This window comes from Salibacterium halotolerans, assembly GCF_900115625.1.
Classification (GTDB): Bacteria; Bacillota; Bacilli; order Bacillales; family Marinococcaceae; genus Salibacterium; species Salibacterium halotolerans.
Map to the genome: position 1 here is coordinate 17,869 of NZ_FOXD01000020.1, position 16,357 is coordinate 34,225.

Annotated in this window: 13 protein-coding genes and 1 other annotated feature; all 13 genes read left to right on the top strand. The window is 49.3% G+C overall.

Features of this window, described 5'->3' with window-relative positions; translation table 11 throughout:
• The first annotated feature begins 146 nt into the window (after positions 1-146).
• Positions 147-569, top strand: coding sequence for a 50S ribosomal protein L11 (gene rplK, locus BM124_RS14490; RefSeq protein ID WP_093338588.1), 423 nt, complete (start codon positions 147-149; stop codon positions 567-569).
• A 120-nt stretch (positions 570-689) separates the two neighbouring features.
• Positions 690-1,388 (top strand): 50S ribosomal protein L1, encoded by a 699-nt coding sequence (gene rplA, locus BM124_RS14495; RefSeq protein ID WP_093338589.1) that lies wholly within the window; start codon positions 690-692, stop codon positions 1,386-1,388.
• A gap of 59 nt (positions 1,389-1,447) precedes the next feature.
• Positions 1,448-1,599, top strand: a sequence feature (ribosomal protein L10 leader region).
• Between the two features lie 39 nt (positions 1,600-1,638).
• Entirely contained in the window at positions 1,639-2,136 is a 498-nt protein-coding gene (gene rplJ, locus BM124_RS14500) for a 50S ribosomal protein L10 (protein WP_093338591.1), read from the top strand.
• Positions 2,137-2,196: 60 nt separating this feature from the next.
• Complete coding sequence (rplL, locus tag BM124_RS14505; protein ID WP_093338593.1) at positions 2,197-2,562, top strand: 50S ribosomal protein L7/L12; 366 nt, start codon at positions 2,197-2,199, stop codon at positions 2,560-2,562.
• Positions 2,563-2,691: 129 nt separating this feature from the next.
• Positions 2,692-3,291 (top strand): class I SAM-dependent methyltransferase, encoded by a 600-nt coding sequence (locus tag BM124_RS14510; protein WP_093338595.1) that lies wholly within the window; start codon positions 2,692-2,694, stop codon positions 3,289-3,291.
• Positions 3,292-3,666: 375 nt separating this feature from the next.
• Complete coding sequence (gene rpoB, locus BM124_RS14515; protein ID WP_093338597.1) at positions 3,667-7,203, top strand: DNA-directed RNA polymerase subunit beta; 3,537 nt, start codon at positions 3,667-3,669, stop codon at positions 7,201-7,203.
• Between the two features lie 102 nt (positions 7,204-7,305).
• Positions 7,306-10,923 (top strand): DNA-directed RNA polymerase subunit beta', encoded by a 3,618-nt coding sequence (rpoC, locus tag BM124_RS14520; RefSeq protein WP_093338598.1) that lies wholly within the window; start codon positions 7,306-7,308, stop codon positions 10,921-10,923.
• Between the two features lie 77 nt (positions 10,924-11,000).
• Complete coding sequence (locus tag BM124_RS14525; RefSeq protein WP_093338600.1) at positions 11,001-11,252, top strand: 50S ribosomal protein L7ae-like protein; 252 nt, start codon at positions 11,001-11,003, stop codon at positions 11,250-11,252.
• 107 nt (positions 11,253-11,359) lie between these two features.
• Positions 11,360-11,773, top strand: coding sequence for a 30S ribosomal protein S12 (gene rpsL, locus BM124_RS14530; RefSeq protein WP_090927731.1), 414 nt, complete (start codon positions 11,360-11,362; stop codon positions 11,771-11,773).
• A 36-nt stretch (positions 11,774-11,809) separates the two neighbouring features.
• Positions 11,810-12,280 (top strand): 30S ribosomal protein S7, encoded by a 471-nt coding sequence (gene rpsG / locus BM124_RS14535; RefSeq protein WP_090927732.1) that lies wholly within the window; start codon positions 11,810-11,812, stop codon positions 12,278-12,280.
• A gap of 63 nt (positions 12,281-12,343) precedes the next feature.
• On the top strand, positions 12,344-14,422 hold the full coding sequence (gene fusA / locus BM124_RS14540) for an elongation factor G (RefSeq protein ID WP_093338601.1): 2,079 nt from the start codon (positions 12,344-12,346) through the stop codon (positions 14,420-14,422).
• A 121-nt stretch (positions 14,423-14,543) separates the two neighbouring features.
• Positions 14,544-15,734, top strand: coding sequence for an elongation factor Tu (tuf, locus tag BM124_RS14545; protein WP_093338602.1), 1,191 nt, complete (start codon positions 14,544-14,546; stop codon positions 15,732-15,734).
• 313 nt (positions 15,735-16,047) lie between these two features.
• A complete protein-coding gene (rpsJ, locus tag BM124_RS14550; RefSeq protein ID WP_026702399.1) occupies positions 16,048-16,356 on the top strand; it encodes a 30S ribosomal protein S10 in 309 nt (102 codons plus the stop codon).
• Position 16,357 lies beyond the last annotated feature (1 nt).

Here is a 16,357-nt window from a genome sequence, read left to right on the forward strand (position 1 = left end):
GACATGGTATGAAGTGATAAGATTTTAATGTTTGGAATTGATAACAGGAAGGACAGCAGGCAGGTGTTCTGCGCGTTTTTTCTGAGAGTGGGAGGACGATTTGGTCGTCCGATCAACCACATCACGGACTAAGGAGGTGTATGTGCGTGGCTAAAAAAGTCGAGAAAGTAGTAAAACTTCAGATTCCTGCCGGTAAAGCAAACCCGGCACCGCCCGTTGGCCCGGCGCTCGGTCAGGCAGGCGTGAATATCATGGGATTCTGTAAAGAATTCAATGCTCGCACGGCAGATGAAGCAGGTATGATTATCCCTGTTGAAATATCTGTATATGAAGACCGTTCTTTTACTTTCATTACAAAAACTCCGCCCGCTGCCGTTCTTTTGAAGAAAGCAGCCGGTATTGAAAGTGGTTCCGGTGAACCGCATAAGAATAAAGTAGGTTCGGTTACAAGTGATCAAGTGCGCGAAATCGCTGAAACAAAACAGCCTGACCTGAATGCGGCTGACCTGGATGCAGCGATCCGCATGGTTGAAGGTACAGCCCGCAGCATGGGGCTTAACGTAGAATAAAACACATTGCCTTGCCAGAGGTTGCGACTTCCTTTCCGCACCGGAAAGGATATCTGTTCGCAACCTTTAAAAGTGGGAGGTAGGTCTGACCGTTATAACCACAAACGAGGAGGAATAACATTGGCTAAAAGAGGTAAAAAATATCAAGACGCAGTCAAGCTGATTGATAAAGAGCAGGTATATAATCCGGAAGAAGCCATTGAACTGGTGAAAAAGACGTCCATCGCGAATTTTGATGAAACCGTGGAAGCGGCTGTCCGTCTCGGCGTGGATCCGCGTAAAAACGACCAGCAGCTCCGCGGTGCTGTTGTGCTTCCGCACGGAACAGGGAAAACCCAGCGTGTTCTTGTGTTTGCCAAGGGCGATAAAGCACAGGAAGCAGAGCAGGCCGGCGCCGACTATGTTGGAGAGGAAGATCTCGTCAATCAGGTGCAGCAGGGCTGGTTTGACTTTGACGTAGTCATCGCGACTCCGGATATGATGGCTCAGGTTGGTAAACTTGGTAAAATCCTTGGACCAAAAGGCCTTATGCCGAACCCTAAGACCGGCACGGTAACCATGGATGTAACCAAAGCCGTTGAAGAAGTAAAAGCTGGTAAGGTGGAATACCGGGTGGACAAATCCGGAAACATCCATGCGCCGATCGGAAAAATTTCGTTCGACACAGAAAAGCTGGCTGAAAACTTCAATGCGCTGGTGGATGCTCTTGTTAAGGCGAAACCGGCAGCAGCGAAAGGGACGTACGTGAGAGGCACAGCTGTGGCTTCTACTATGGGGCCGGGCGTGACAATCAGTACTTCCACACTCAATCTGAAATAATGGATTGACTGCCGGAAAAAAAACCGTTACACTTAACAGCGGTATGAAACGTACTGGTAGAAAATATATGAATTTTACCGCAGACAGCAGGTGCATTCCGTGCTTAATTTCCTGCCGAGGTAGTTTTGGACGTCCTTCCTGTGATTCAGGGAGAACGAGTTGAGACTGACCGCCTTCATGTCTGTGGACATGAAGGTTTTTTAATGTCGTTTGTCTGTGGTCCTACAATTGAGAGCAGGAGGTGTAAAGGATGAGTGTAGTCATTGAGCAGAAGCAGCAGGTTGTTCAGGAAATCGCGGACAAACTGGAAAACAGTGTATCGACCGTCATTGTTGATTACCGCGGGCTGAATGTGGAAGAAGCGACAGAACTCCGTAAGCAGCTTCGCGAAGCGGGCGTGGACTTTAAAGTGTATAAAAACACAATGGTCCGCCGTGCTACAGAGAAAACGAATCTAACGGAACTTGATGAATTTCTCCTCGGCCCTACCGCTGTCGCGACAAGCACTGAAGATGTTGTGGCTCCTGCTAAGATCATCAATAACTTTGCGAAAGAACATGGTGCTTTGGAGATTAAAACCGGAGTGATTCAAGGCCGCGTAGCTTCCATGGAAGAAATCAAGGAACTCGCAAGTCTTCCTTCCCACGAAGGACTTGTGTCTATGCTGCTTAACGTACTTCAGGCTCCGATCCGCAACTTTGCGCTTGCGTCCAAGGCGGTTGCCGATCAAAAAGAAGAAGGCGCGTAAACAAAACCCGGGGATAGTTTTTTATTCTGACAAAAGATATTTATTAAAGGAGGATCTACAATGAGTAAAGAACAAATCATTGAAGAAATCAAAGAAATGTCCGTTCTTGAACTGAACGATCTTGTAAAAGCTATTGAAGAAGAATTTGGTGTAACTGCAGCGGCGCCGGTTGCTGTCGGCGGCGGTGGCGATGCTGCTGAAGCGGAAGAAGAGCAGACTGACTTCGACATTGTCCTTGCTGACCCAGGTTCTTCCAAGGTTAACGTTATCAAAGTCGTTCGTGAAATCACAGGTCTCGGCCTGAAAGAAGCGAAGTCATTGGTTGACGGAACACCGGATACACTTAAAGAAGGCGTAGAAAAAGAAGAAGCAGAACAGCTGAAAGGCCAGCTTGAAGAAGCAGGTGCGACAGTAGAACTGAAGTAAGACGGGCAAGACAGAGAGCTTTCTCTTCCAATAGAGGAAGCTCTTTTTCATTATGAGAGTACCAGAGTTATTTGAGGAAGTAGGGAAGATCTGTTAAAATAGTTGAACGATGCAAAAGGGTGTGAATAGATGGCGAACCACTATTTTGATGAAAACCCGGAACAGCGAAGTGACGAAAGAACAGTAACGGCACACCTTCGCGGGCAGCAGATGTCTTTTCGCAGTGATCACGGTGTATTCTCGAAAAGGGAAGTGGATTATGGGACGCGTGTTCTGCTGGATGTTTACCGCCTGCCGGACGTAGAAGGGGATATTCTTGATATGGGGTGCGGATACGGTCCAATTGGACTGACGCTTGCCGCGGAGACAAACCGTACGATCTGGATGGCGGATGTAAATGAGCGGGCTCTGGAACTCGCCGGGCGGAATGCAGAAGAAGGCGGGCTTTTTAACACGCGGGTGATGAAGAGTAATCTGTTTGATGAGCTCGGCGGGAAAACGTTCGCTTCGGTGCTCGCGAATCCACCGGTGAGAGCCGGCAAAGAGACCGTGCACACTCTTTTTGAAGAAGCTTATCAACACCTTTGCAGCGGAGGGTCATTTTGGACAGTACTGCAGAAAAAGCAGGGGGCACCCTCTGCCGGAGAAAAGCTGGAGGCGGTGTTTGACAGCGTGCATATTGAAGCCAGAAAAAAAGGGTACTACATTTTTTACGCAAAAAAGAATTGACCGCGCCCGGTCGTTGTGTTAACATTATTTAATGCGTATAAGTATCCTTGTTTTTGCATGCCATTAAACATGCACTTACGTTATTTTTTATCATTGTACCACGTATAGAAGAAACAAGGGTAGGGAAAAATAATATAATCAGTCTGACATGTGGAAAATAGTGGTTCTTTCTTGAAGAAGAAACCATTTTTTTCTTTGTGGGAGAGGTCAGGCACTGAAAGAATGATAACATAATAAGCCTCTGCGGACGACACGGTAACGCTGTTTTCCAAAGTCTTCAGGCTTTTATGTTTCTATAATTTTAGCAGCCGCCACAGGGTTACTTTAGCCTGTAGTAACAGGTTGACATTATGTGATATTTAAGGGGTGACTCAGTTGACAGGTCAACTTATTCAGTTTGGACGCCACCGCCAAAGAAGAACGTATGCCCGTATCAACGAGGTGCTGGATCTGCCGAATCTTATTGAAATCCAGACCGCGTCGTATCAATGGTTTCTTGATGAGGGTATCCGGGAGATGTTTCAGGACATTTCTCCAATTGAGGATTTTACAGGAAATCTGGTGCTTGAGTTCATTGATTACAATCTTGGTGAACCTAAGTACTCTATGGAAGAATCCAAAGAACGGGATGTGACTTTTTCCGCGCCTTTACGCGTGAAAGTCCGTTTAATGAACAAAGAAACGGGCGAAGTAAAGGAACAGGAAGTATTTATGGGGGACTTCCCGCTGATGACCGATATCGGTACCTTCATTATTAATGGAGCCGAGCGCATCATTGTTTCCCAGCTGGTCCGCTCCCCGAGCGTGTACTTTAATGAGAAATTGGACAAGAACGGGAAGAAAGGCCATACCGCCACGGTAATTCCGAACCGCGGAGCCTGGCTTGAACTGGAAACCGACGCCAAGGACGTTGTGTACGTCAGAATTGACCGCACCAGAAAGGTTCCAGTGACTGTGCTGCTCCGTGCACTTGGGTTCGGGTCTGATCAAGAAATCATTGACTTGCTTGGGGAAGATGAATATCTTCGCAACACCCTTGAAAAAGACAATACGGAAGGCAGTGAGAAAGCGCTGCTTGAGATTTACGAGCGTCTGCGCCCTGGCGAGCCCCCGACTGTTGACAGCGCCAAAAGTCTGTTGAATACAAGATTTTTTGATCCAAAACGTTATGACTTTGCCAATGTCGGCCGTTATAAAGCAAACAAAAAACTCCACATCCAAAACCGTCTTTTCAATCAGCGTCTGGCTGAAACACTCGCTGATCCGGAGACAGGAGAGGTTCTTGCCTCCGACGGCGATCTGCTGGACCGCCGCACACTCGACCGTCTGCTGCCTTATCTGGAAAACGACCTCGGCTTCAAACGGTATTCTGTGGCCGGCGGTGTAATAGAAGAGGCGGATCTGGATGTGCAGTCCATCAAAATCTATCCACCTGAAGAACAGGAAGAAGATAAAGCGATCCAGGTCATCAGTAACGGCAACATCGACCGCGATGTGAAGAATATTACGCCGGAAGACATCGTTTCGACCATCAACTATTTCTTCAACCTGCTTCACGGCGTAGGACTGACCGATGATATCGACCATCTTGGTAACCGTCGTCTCCGTTCTGTCGGTGAACTGCTGCAAAATCAGTTCAGAATCGGTCTTTCCCGCATGGAGCGCGTCGTGCGTGAACGGATGTCCATTCAGGATCCAAGTTCCATTACACCGCAGGCTCTGATTAATATTCGGCCGGTTATCGCTTCCATTAAAGAGTTCTTCGGAAGCTCCCAGTTGTCGCAGTTTATGGACCAGACCAATCCGCTCGCGGAACTGACCCACAAACGGCGTCTTTCCGCACTCGGACCCGGCGGCTTAACCAGGGAACGGGCCGGCTTTGAAGTCCGGGACGTTCATTATTCCCACTACGGCCGTATGTGTCCGATTGAAACTCCGGAAGGTCCGAACATCGGTCTGATCAACTCTCTTTCCAGCTACGCGAAAGTAAATGAGTTCGGATTTATCGAAACGGCCTACCGGCGGGTGGACCACGAAACAGGCATCGTAACAGAAGAATGCGACTATCTGACAGCGGATGAAGAGGATAATTACGTTGTTGCCCAGGCAAACGCGACCTTGACCGAAGACGGCAGGTTCGCCGACGACAATATTATTGCCCGTTTCCGCGGGGAAAACACCCATGTTCCGAAAGAAAAGATTGACTATATGGACGTTTCCCCGAAACAGGTTGTTTCTGCAGCCACCGCGTGCATACCTTTCCTGGAAAATGACGACTCCAACCGTGCACTGATGGGGGCGAACATGCAGCGCCAGGCTGTACCCCTGCTTGAACCGGAAGCGCCGCTTGTCGGCACGGGCATGGAATACGTTTCGGCAAGAGATTCCGGAGCCGCGATTGTTGCGCGCTATAAAGGAGTAGTAGAGCGTGTAACAGCACGGGAGATCTGGGTACGCCGCCTGGAAGACATTGACGGAAAAGAAGTAGAAACGGACCTGGATAAATACAGAATGTCCAAACACATCCGCTCCAACCAGGGAACCAGCTACAATCAGCGCCCGATCGCCATCGAAGGCGACCGCGTGGAAAAAGGCGAAGTTCTTGGTGATGGTCCTTCCATGGAAAACGGGGAAATGGCGCTCGGGCGCAACATTCTCGTCGGTTTCATGACCTGGGAAGGCTACAACTATGAGGACGCAGTTATTCTCAGTGAACGGCTGGTAAAAGATGACGTTTATACGTCCGTTCACATTGAAGAATACGAATCAGAAGCGCGCGATACAAAACTCGGACCCGAAGAGATCACAAGAGATATACCAAACGTCAGTGAAGATGCGCTCCGGGATCTGGATGACCGCGGCATTATCCGTGTCGGTGCCGAAGTGAAAGACGGTGACATTCTGGTCGGCAAGGTTACCCCGAAAGGTATGACGGAACTGAGCGCAGAAGAGCGCCTGCTTCACGCGATTTTCGGAGAAAAAGCGCGCGAAGTCCGCGATACGTCGCTAAAAGTACCCCACGGTGCAGACGGTATCGTTCTCGACGTGAAAATCTTCAACCGTGACGACGGAGATGAACTGCCACCGGGTGTGAACCAGCTCGTACGGGTTTACCTTGTGCAGAAACGCAAGATTCACGAAGGGGACAAAATGGCAGGACGCCACGGAAACAAAGGTGTTATTTCAAGAATCCTGCCGGAAGAAGATATGCCGTTTCTTCCGGATGGAACACCGATTGAAATCATGCTGAACCCGCTTGGTGTTCCGTCCCGTATGAACATCGGCCAGGTACTGGAGCTTCACCTTGGTATGGCAGCCCGCGAATTGAACGTGCACATGGCAACACCGGTATTTGACGGTGCCCGGGAAGAAGACGTCTGGGAGACCATACAGGAAGCCGGCCTTGCCAGGGACGGCAAGACGGTTCTTTATGATGGACGCACAGGAGAGCCGTTTGACAACCGTGTTTCTGTTGGTGTGATGTACATGATCAAACTGGCCCACATGGTTGATGACAAACTCCACGCCCGTTCCACCGGCCCGTATTCTCTTGTCACTCAGCAGCCGCTCGGCGGAAAAGCGCAGTTCGGCGGACAGCGTTTCGGTGAAATGGAAGTCTGGGCGCTGGAAGCTTACGGCGCTGCCTATACGCTTCAGGAAATCCTCACCGTCAAATCCGATGATGTCGTCGGTCGTGTAAAAACGTACGAGGCTATCGTCAAAGGGGAAAACGTACCTGAGCCGGGCGTTCCTGAATCATTCAAAGTTCTCATCAAAGAACTTCAAAGCCTGGGAATGGACGTGAAAATGCTGTCCAGTACGGAAGAAGAGATTGATATGAAAGAACTGGATGATGAAGAAGAGTCCAGCGGCACGTTGAACCTGAAACTGGAATCAAGCGAAAACGCCTGAAGCGGATTCTGAAGAAACCAAGAAGAGGTGCGCAGAACAAAGCACCTCTTCCAACCCTGCTGCCTGCCGTTATCCCAAAGTTTCGAAAGGGAGGTTGACCCCTTGATAGATGTGAATAATTTTGAATATATGAAAGTTGGCCTCGCATCCTCGGATAAAATGCGTTCGTGGTCCCGCGGCGAAGTGAAAAAGCCGGAAACGATCAACTACCGTACGTTGAAGCCGGAGAAAGACGGCCTTTTCTGTGAACGGATTTTCGGTCCTACAAAAGACTGGGAGTGCCACTGTGGAAAGTATAAGCGCGTGCGCTACAAAGGTGTTGTATGTGACCGCTGCGGTGTTGAAGTAACCCGCTCCAAAGTAAGACGGGAACGAATGGGGCACATTGAGCTGGCTGCGCCGGTTTCCCATATCTGGTACTTTAAAGGCATTCCGAGCCGCATGGGACTTGTACTCGATATGTCCCCGCGTTCCCTCGAGGAAGTGATCTATTTTGCTTCCTACGTTGTGACGGACACCGGCGACACCCCTTTGGAATACAAGCAGCTGCTCTCCGAACGCGAATACCGTTCCTATTATGATAAATACGGCCGCAGTTTTACTGCTAAAATGGGTGCAGAGGCCATTCGTAAAATTCTGCAGAACATCGATTTGGATAAAGAGGTTAAGATGCTGAAAGATGAGTTGGAAACCGCCCAGGGCCAGCGCCGTACACGAGCTATCAAACGGCTTGAGGTACTTGAATCTTTCCGTCATTCCGGCAACGATCCGGCCTGGATGATTCTCGATGTTCTTCCGATTATTCCGCCGGAAATCCGTCCGATGGTACAGCTCGACGGCGGAAGATTCGCAACGTCCGACCTGAACGATCTGTACCGCCGTGTTATTAACCGTAACAACCGGCTGAAGCGCCTGCTTGATCTTGGAGCTCCGAATATCATTGTTCAGAACGAAAAACGGATGCTGCAGGAAGCAGTCGACGCACTCATCGACAACGGACGCCGCGGCCGTCCGGTAACAGGACCGGGAAATCGTCCGCTGAAATCCCTTTCTCATATGCTGAAAGGAAAACAGGGGCGCTTCCGCCAGAACCTTCTCGGAAAACGTGTTGACTATTCCGGACGTTCTGTTATCGTTGTTGGTCCAAGTCTGAAAATGTATCAGTGCGGGCTTCCGAAAGAAATGGCTCTCGAGCTGTTCAAGCCGTTTGTCATGAAGGAGCTTGTAAGCCGTGGTCTTGCGCACAATATTAAGAGCGCTAAACGCAAAGTCGAAAGAGTTCATGATGAAGTATGGGACGTTCTTGAAGAAGTAATCAAAGAGCACCCGGTACTCCTAAACCGGGCACCGACTCTCCACCGTCTCGGTATTCAGGCGTTTGAGCCGACGCTGGTGGAAGGCCGCGCGGTAAAACTTCATCCGCTCGTCTGCACAGCATATAACGCGGACTTTGACGGAGACCAGATGGCCGTTCACGTACCTCTTTCGGCAGAGGCGCAGGCAGAGGCGCGTATTCTGATGCTTGCCGCTCAGAACATCCTGAACCCGAAAGACGGTAAACCGGTCGTTACGCCGTCGCAGGACATGGTGCTCGGTAACTACTATCTTACTCTTGAACGAGAAGGAGCTACTGGTGAAGGGTCGATTTTCAAAGATCCAAACGAGGCGCTGCAGGCTTACCACAGCGGCTATATCCATCTTCACACAAGAATAGCGCTGCCGGTATCCAGCCTTGGAAAAACCAACTTTACAGAAGAGCAGAACGGCAAACTCCTGCTGACAACGGTTGGAAAAATCATCTTTAATGAAATTCTGCCGACTTCCTTCCCGTATGTGAACGAACCAACGGGAACCAACCTGGAAGTAGCCGTTCCGGAACAGTATATTGTTGATAAAACAACCAATGTAGCAGAAGAATATAAACAGCGTGAACTTGTACCGCCGTTTAAGAAAGGCTTCCTAGGCGACGTTATTGCGGAAGTGTTCAAGAAGTTCCAGATTATTGAAACGTCCAAAATGCTGGACCGCATGAAAGACTTAGGGTTTTATTACTCGACAAAAGCAGGTATTACCGTAGGAATTTCAGACATCGTGGTTCTCGAAGACAAACCGGACATTCTCGAAGATGCCGAGAGCAAGGTCGAGCAGGTAATGAAGCAGTTCCGGCGTGGTCTCATCACCGACGAAGAGCGGTACAATAATGTCATCTCCGTCTGGAGTGATGCCAAAGAGGTTATTCAGGAGAAACTGCTGAAATCCCTTTACACGATGAACCCGATCTTCATGATGAGTGATTCCGGAGCACGCGGTAACGCTTCAAACTTCACGCAGCTTGCCGGCATGCGCGGTCTGATGGCAAACCCATCCGGCCGGATTATCGAACTACCGATTAAATCAAGTTTCCGTGAAGGACTGACGGTGCTCGAATACTTCATATCCACACACGGTGCGCGGAAAGGTCTTGCCGATACCGCCCTTAAGACAGCGGACTCAGGTTATCTCACCCGCCGTCTAGTGGATGTCGCCCAGGATGTTATCGTACGTGAAGATGATTGCGGCACGGACCGCGGGCTGGAAGTTACCCCCCTTCAGGAAGGCACAGAAGTTATTGAAAAACTTCAGGATCGCCTGACAGGAAGAGTAGCCTTCAAGACCGTCCGTCATCCTGAAACGAATGAAGTTATGGTAAGAAAAGGGAATCTCATCGACGAAGAAAAAGCAAAAGAAATCGACGAAGCGGGAGTGGAAAGAGTAACGATTCGCTCCGTGTTCACCTGTGACAGTCGTCACGGCGTCTGCAAGAAGTGTTATGGAAAGAACCTGGCTACTGGTTCCGACGTGGAAGTCGGAGAGGCTGTCGGAATCATTGCAGCGCAGTCTATCGGAGAACCGGGTACCCAGCTGACAATGCGCACATTCCACACAGGCGGCGTAGCCGGAGACGATATCACGCAGGGTCTGCCGCGTATCCAGGAGCTTGTTGAAGCCCGGAATCCAAAAGGGCAGGCAGTTATTTCAGAGCTTGATGGTGAAGTAGTAGACGTTAAAGATCAGCAGGGTAAAAAAGAAATCACTGTTCAGGGAAGCCTCGAAAACAGAAACTACACCACTTCTTACGGGGCACGCCTGAAAGTGGACGTCGGCGACAAGGTGAAATCCGGTGATCCATTGACAGAAGGGTCGATCGATCCAAAAGAACTTCTGCGTTATACTGGAGTGCAGGAAGTGCAGCGCTATCTCCTGAAAGAAGTGCAGAAAGTGTACAGCATGCAGGGGGTTGAAATCAGCGATAAGCACATTGAAGTCATGGTCAGCCAGATGCTGAAGAAAATCAGAGTCGCTGATCCCGGTGATACAGAAGTTCTGCCGGGAAGCATGGTGGAAATTTATCACTTTGATAACGCCAACCAGAAGGTACTCGAAAACAACGGCCGCCCGGCAGTCGGTCATCCAATCATTCTTGGAATTACAAAAGCATCGCTTGAGACGGACTCATTCCTTTCAGCGGCTTCGTTCCAGGAAACAACAAGGGTGCTTACAGACGCCGCCATAAAAGGAAAGCGCGACGAACTGCTCGGTCTCAAAGAAAATGTCATCCTTGGTAAACTTGTTCCAGCCGGAACCGGTATGCAGCGTTACCGGTCGCTTGAGATGGATAAGCCGGAGGAGCAGGAAGCCGAAATTGTGGAAACCGATGAAGAGACGGTTCCGCAGAATTAAAACAGTGTTGACATCTATCCGGCGCGGTGATATGCTGTCAAAGTGCGCCTAACACCCTGTGCTTTGGAGGATGCAGAATGTCTTATGAAAAAGTTTCACAGGCGGATGAGGTTTTAATTGGTACGAAGCAAACGCTCAAAGCGCTGGAAGCAAACTTCGTAAAAGAAGTGATCGTAGCAGGAGATGCTGAAAACAGGGTTATCAGTAAAGTTCTCCTGACCGCTGAATCAAAAGGGGTTCCTGTGTATACAGTGGATTCCATGCGCAGGCTTGGAACAGTCTGTGGAATTGATGTGGGAGCAGCTGCGGTTGCACTGAAAAAGCAATGACGTTTTTGCCGGCAGGCAGAGCCTGCCAGCAAAAACTTTACTTTTGCTTTCCGACGAACCACCTGGAACGGTGGTCTTAAAAAACAGAAAAGAAGGGAGGCACAATAATGCCGACAATGAACCAGTTGGTGCGCAAAGGCCGTAAGATGAAAACCAAGGCTTCTGACTCACCCGCTCTGAATAAAGGGTATAACAGCTACAGAAAAATCCCGACAGATCAGAATTCGCCGCAAAAACGTGGTGTCTGCACCCGTGTCGGAACGATGACGCCGAAGAAGCCGAACTCGGCTCTGCGTAAGTATGCCCGTGTACGTTTGACCAATCAAATTGAAGTGACAGCCTACATTCCGGGAATCGGCCACAACCTTCAGGAGCACAGTGTTGTTCTTGTCCGCGGCGGCCGTGTAAAGGACCTTCCGGGTGTACGTTATCACATTGTACGCGGCGCTCTTGATACTGCCGGTGTGCAGAATCGTAAGTCAAGCCGTTCAAAATACGGTACCAAGCGTGCCAAAAAATAAATGAAATTCAAACAACAGGAAAGGAGGGGTTGATTCATGCCGCGTAAAGGACCAGTACCACGCAGAGATGTCCTGCCGGACCCGCTTTACAATTCCAAACTGGTAACAAGACTGATCAACCGGATTATGCTGGATGGAAAGAAAGGAAAGGCGCAGAACATTCTTTACAAAGCGTTCACCCTTGTTGAAGAAAGATCTGGTAACGATCCAATGGAAGCATTTGATCAAGCGCTCAAGAATGTAATGCCGGTTCTGGAAGTTAAATCACGCCGTGTCGGCGGTGCTAACTATCAGGTTCCTATCGAAGTGAAGCCGGACCGCCGTACAACACTCGGACTCCGCTGGATTGTCAGCTATGCCCGTCTCCGCGGGGAAAAAACCATGGAGGAACGTCTGGCCAATGAAATTCTGGATGCATCCAACAATACAGGGTCCGCTGTGAAAAAGCGTGAAGACACACACCGTATGGCTGAAGCAAATAAAGCATTCGCCCATTATCGCTGGTAATAAGCAGCTATCCAACACCCTACTAACTAATTAGTTATGGAAGAAAGGAGAAATTGAAAGTTCATGGCACGAGAATTCTCCTTAGAAAAAACTCGTAATATCGGTATCATGGCTCACATTGATGCCGGTAAAACTACAGCCACAGAACGTGTTCTGTACTATACAGGACGTATCCATAAAATCGGGGAAACACACGAAGGAGCTTCCCAGATGGACTGGATGTCTCAGGAACAGGAACGCGGAATTACCATCACCTCCGCTGCGACAACAGCACAGTGGAAAGGTCACAGAATCAACATTATTGACACTCCCGGGCACGTCGACTTCACCGTAGAAGTGGAACGTTCCCTTCGTGTACTCGACGGATCTGTCGCGGTGCTGGATGCGCAGTCCGGTGTGGAGCCGCAGACCGAAACTGTGTGGCGCCAGGCTACAACCTATCACGTTCCACGTATTGTTTTTGTAAACAAAATGGATAAGGTTGGGGCGGACTTTTTATATTCCTGCTCTACATTAACAGATCGTCTTGATGCGAATGCACACCCGATTCAGCTGCCAATTGGTGCAGAGGACAGCTTTGAAGGAATCATCGACCTGGTCAACATGGAAGCATATTACTACATGGATGAGCTTGGTACACGCGCGGAAGCACGTGAGATTCCGCAGGAATATCAGGAACAGGCTCAGAAATACCGTGAGTCCCTGATCGAAGCTGTTGCTGATTTTGATGAAGACATGATGATGAAGTATCTTGAAGGAGAAGAAATCACCAATGACGAGATCAAATCAGCTATCCGTAAGGGCACCCTGAATGTAGAATTTTATCCAGTGCTTTGTGGTTCCGCCTTTAAAAACAAAGGCGTACAGCTGATGATCGACGCTGTCATCGACTATCTTCCGTCCCCGCTTGATGTACCGGCTATCAAAGGTTTCATTCCGGACAGCGAGGAAGAAGTCGAAAGAGTAGCTGACGACGAAGGGCCGTTTTCCGCGCTTGCGTTTAAAGTTACAACAGACCCTTACGTCGGGAAACTTACATTCTTCCGGGTTTATTCCGGCAGACTCAATGCTGGCTCGTATGTAAAGAACTCCACGAAAGACAAACGGGAAAGGGTCGGCCGTATCCTTCAGATGCACGCCAATTCTCGTGAAGAGATTTCCACGGTTTATTCCGGTGATATCGCAGGCGGTATTGGTCTGAAAGACACAGGTACCGGAGATACCCTCTGCGCTGAAAAAGACAACGTTATCCTGGAATCCATGGACTTTCCGGAACCGGTTATCAACCTCTCCGTAGAGCCAAAATCAAAAGCCGACCATGATAAAATGGGTATCGCCCTCGGTAAACTTGCTGAAGAAGATCCGACGTTCCAGACGGAGACGGATGAAGAGACAGGTCAGACCATCATCAAAGGAATGGGCGAGCTTCATCTCGACATCATCATTGACCGTCTAAAGCGCGAATTCAAAGTCGATGCCACAGTTGGTGCTCCGCAGGTTTCCTACCGTGAAACCATCCGTCAGTCAGCTGACGTGGAAGGGAAGTTTGTACGTCAGTCCGGCGGCCGGGGTCAGTACGGTCACGTCTGGGTCACGTTTGAACCGAACGACGAAGGGGCAGGCTATGAATTCGTGAACAAGATTGTCGGCGGTGTTGTTCCGAAAGAATACGTAAACTCTGTTCAGCAGGGTATCGGAGAAGCACTCGACAACGGTCTTCTTGCGGGCTATCCAATGGTTGACGTCAAGGCTACACTGTTTGACGGTTCCTACCACGATGTGGACTCCAACGAAATGGCCTTTAAAGTAGCCGGATCTCTTGCGCTTAAAGAAGCGAAAAATCATTGTAAGCCGGTTCTTCTTGAACCGCTGATGAGCGTAGAAGTGGTTATGCCTGAAGATTACATGGGAGATGTCATGGGCGACATCACTGCACGCCGCGGACGTGTCGAAGGCATGGAAGCGCGCGGTAAGTCCCAGGCAATCAAGGCCTTTGTTCCATTGTCCGACATGTTCGGCTACGCAACCAACCTGCGTTCCATCACACAGGGACGCGGTAACTACACGATGTTCTTCGATCATTACGAAGAAGTTCCGAAGTCCATTTCGGAAGAAATTATCAAGAAGAACAGCGGAGAATAATTTTGTGTAAATGATTGTCTCTACATTTGTTTTATTGTAAGCTGAATAAGGTGACTATCCAAGGTGGTACACCTTTTCGGCTTCCATATAATTAACCTGTATTAAAGGGAGGAAATTCACAATGGCTAAAGAAAAGTTTGATCGTTCCAAAACGCATACGAACATTGGTACTATCGGACACGTAGACCATGGTAAAACAACACTTACAGCAGCTATCACCACTGTACTCAACAAGCAATCAGGTACTGGTGAAGCCAGGGCTTATGATACTATTGACAACGCTCCGGAAGAGCGTGAACGTGGAATCACCATCTCTACTGCACACGTAGAGTATGAAACAGCAACGCGCCACTATGCACACGTGGACTGCCCGGGACACGCGGACTATGTAAAGAACATGATTACAGGTGCCGCACAGATGGACGGAGCGATCCTCGTTGTGTCCGCAGCTGACGGACCTATGCCGCAGACTCGTGAACATATCCTGCTTTCCCGTCAGGTTGGGGTGCCATCCATCGTTGTATTCCTGAACAAAACAGACATGGTGGATGACGAAGAGCTTCTCGAACTCGTAGAAATGGAAGTGCGCGAACTTCTTGGCGAGTACGACTTTGACGGCGACGACACGCCGGTTATTAAAGGCTCCGCCCTTCAGGCAATCGAAGGTCAGGAAGAGCATGAACAGGCTATCCTGGATCTGATGGAAGCTGTAGACAACTACATTCCGACACCGGACCGCGACAAAGATAAGCCGTTCATGATGCCGGTTGAGGACGTATTCTCCATCACCGGACGCGGTACTGTTGCGACAGGACGTGTTGAACGCGGTATGCTTAACGTTGGTGACGAGGTCGAAATCATCGGAATCGTTGAAGACAAGCGTAAGACAACCGTTACAGGAGTGGAAATGTTCCGTAAGCTTCTTGATTATGCAGAAGCCGGCGACAACATCGGCGCGCTTCTCCGCGGTGTAAACCGTGAAGATATCAAGCGCGGCCAGGTTCTTGCGAAGCCGAACTCCATCACACCGCACACGAAGTTCCAGGCGGAAGTTTATGTTCTTTCCAAAGACGAAGGTGGCCGTCACACCCCTTTCTTTGAAAACTACCGCCCGCAGTTCTACTTCCGTACAACGGACGTAACAGGAATTATCCACCTTCCGGACGGTGTAGAAATGGTAATGCCTGGCGACAACATTGAGATGACGGTTGAACTTATCCAGCCGATTGCGATTGAAGAAGGAACCAAGTTCTCCATCCGCGAGGGCGGCCGTACTGTCGGCGCCGGCGTGGTTTCCAAGATCGAAGAGTAATCTGGATAATGAAAAGGGATCCTGTCCATGGGCGGGATCCTTTTTTTCATAAAAACATCGAAGGATGATTAAATTTCTTTTAAGAAATCCTTGCATTCAACACCTTGAATCATTATAATTGATAAAGTGTGATCATAGACTGCAGTTGATGACGTACAAATGCGTTACAGGCTGTTTCATCCGGGCTGCGCCTATGATCCAGGCGATGATGTGAAAGGTTGCCGACACACCCGGCCCCTTTGCCATGGTTGGCTGTGTGGGAAATTTTCACGGAGTATGTCTGTAAAAATCGGGCGATAAAGGAGGGCTTAACATGGCAAATGAAAAGATCCGCATTCGTTTGAAAGCTTATGACCACCGGGTGCTGGACCAATCTGCAGAAAAGATTGTCGACACAGCTAAACGTTCCGGCGCGGGTGTTTCCGGACCAATCCCGCTTCCAACGGAAAAATCGGTGTACACGATCCTTCGTGCAACACATAAGTTCAAAGATGCACGTGAACAGTTTGAAATGCGTACGCACAAGCGTTTGATTGATATTGTCAATCCGACACCGCAGACGGTCGATGCGCTAATGCGTCTGGATCTGCCGTCAGGCGTCGATATCGAAATAAAATTATAAA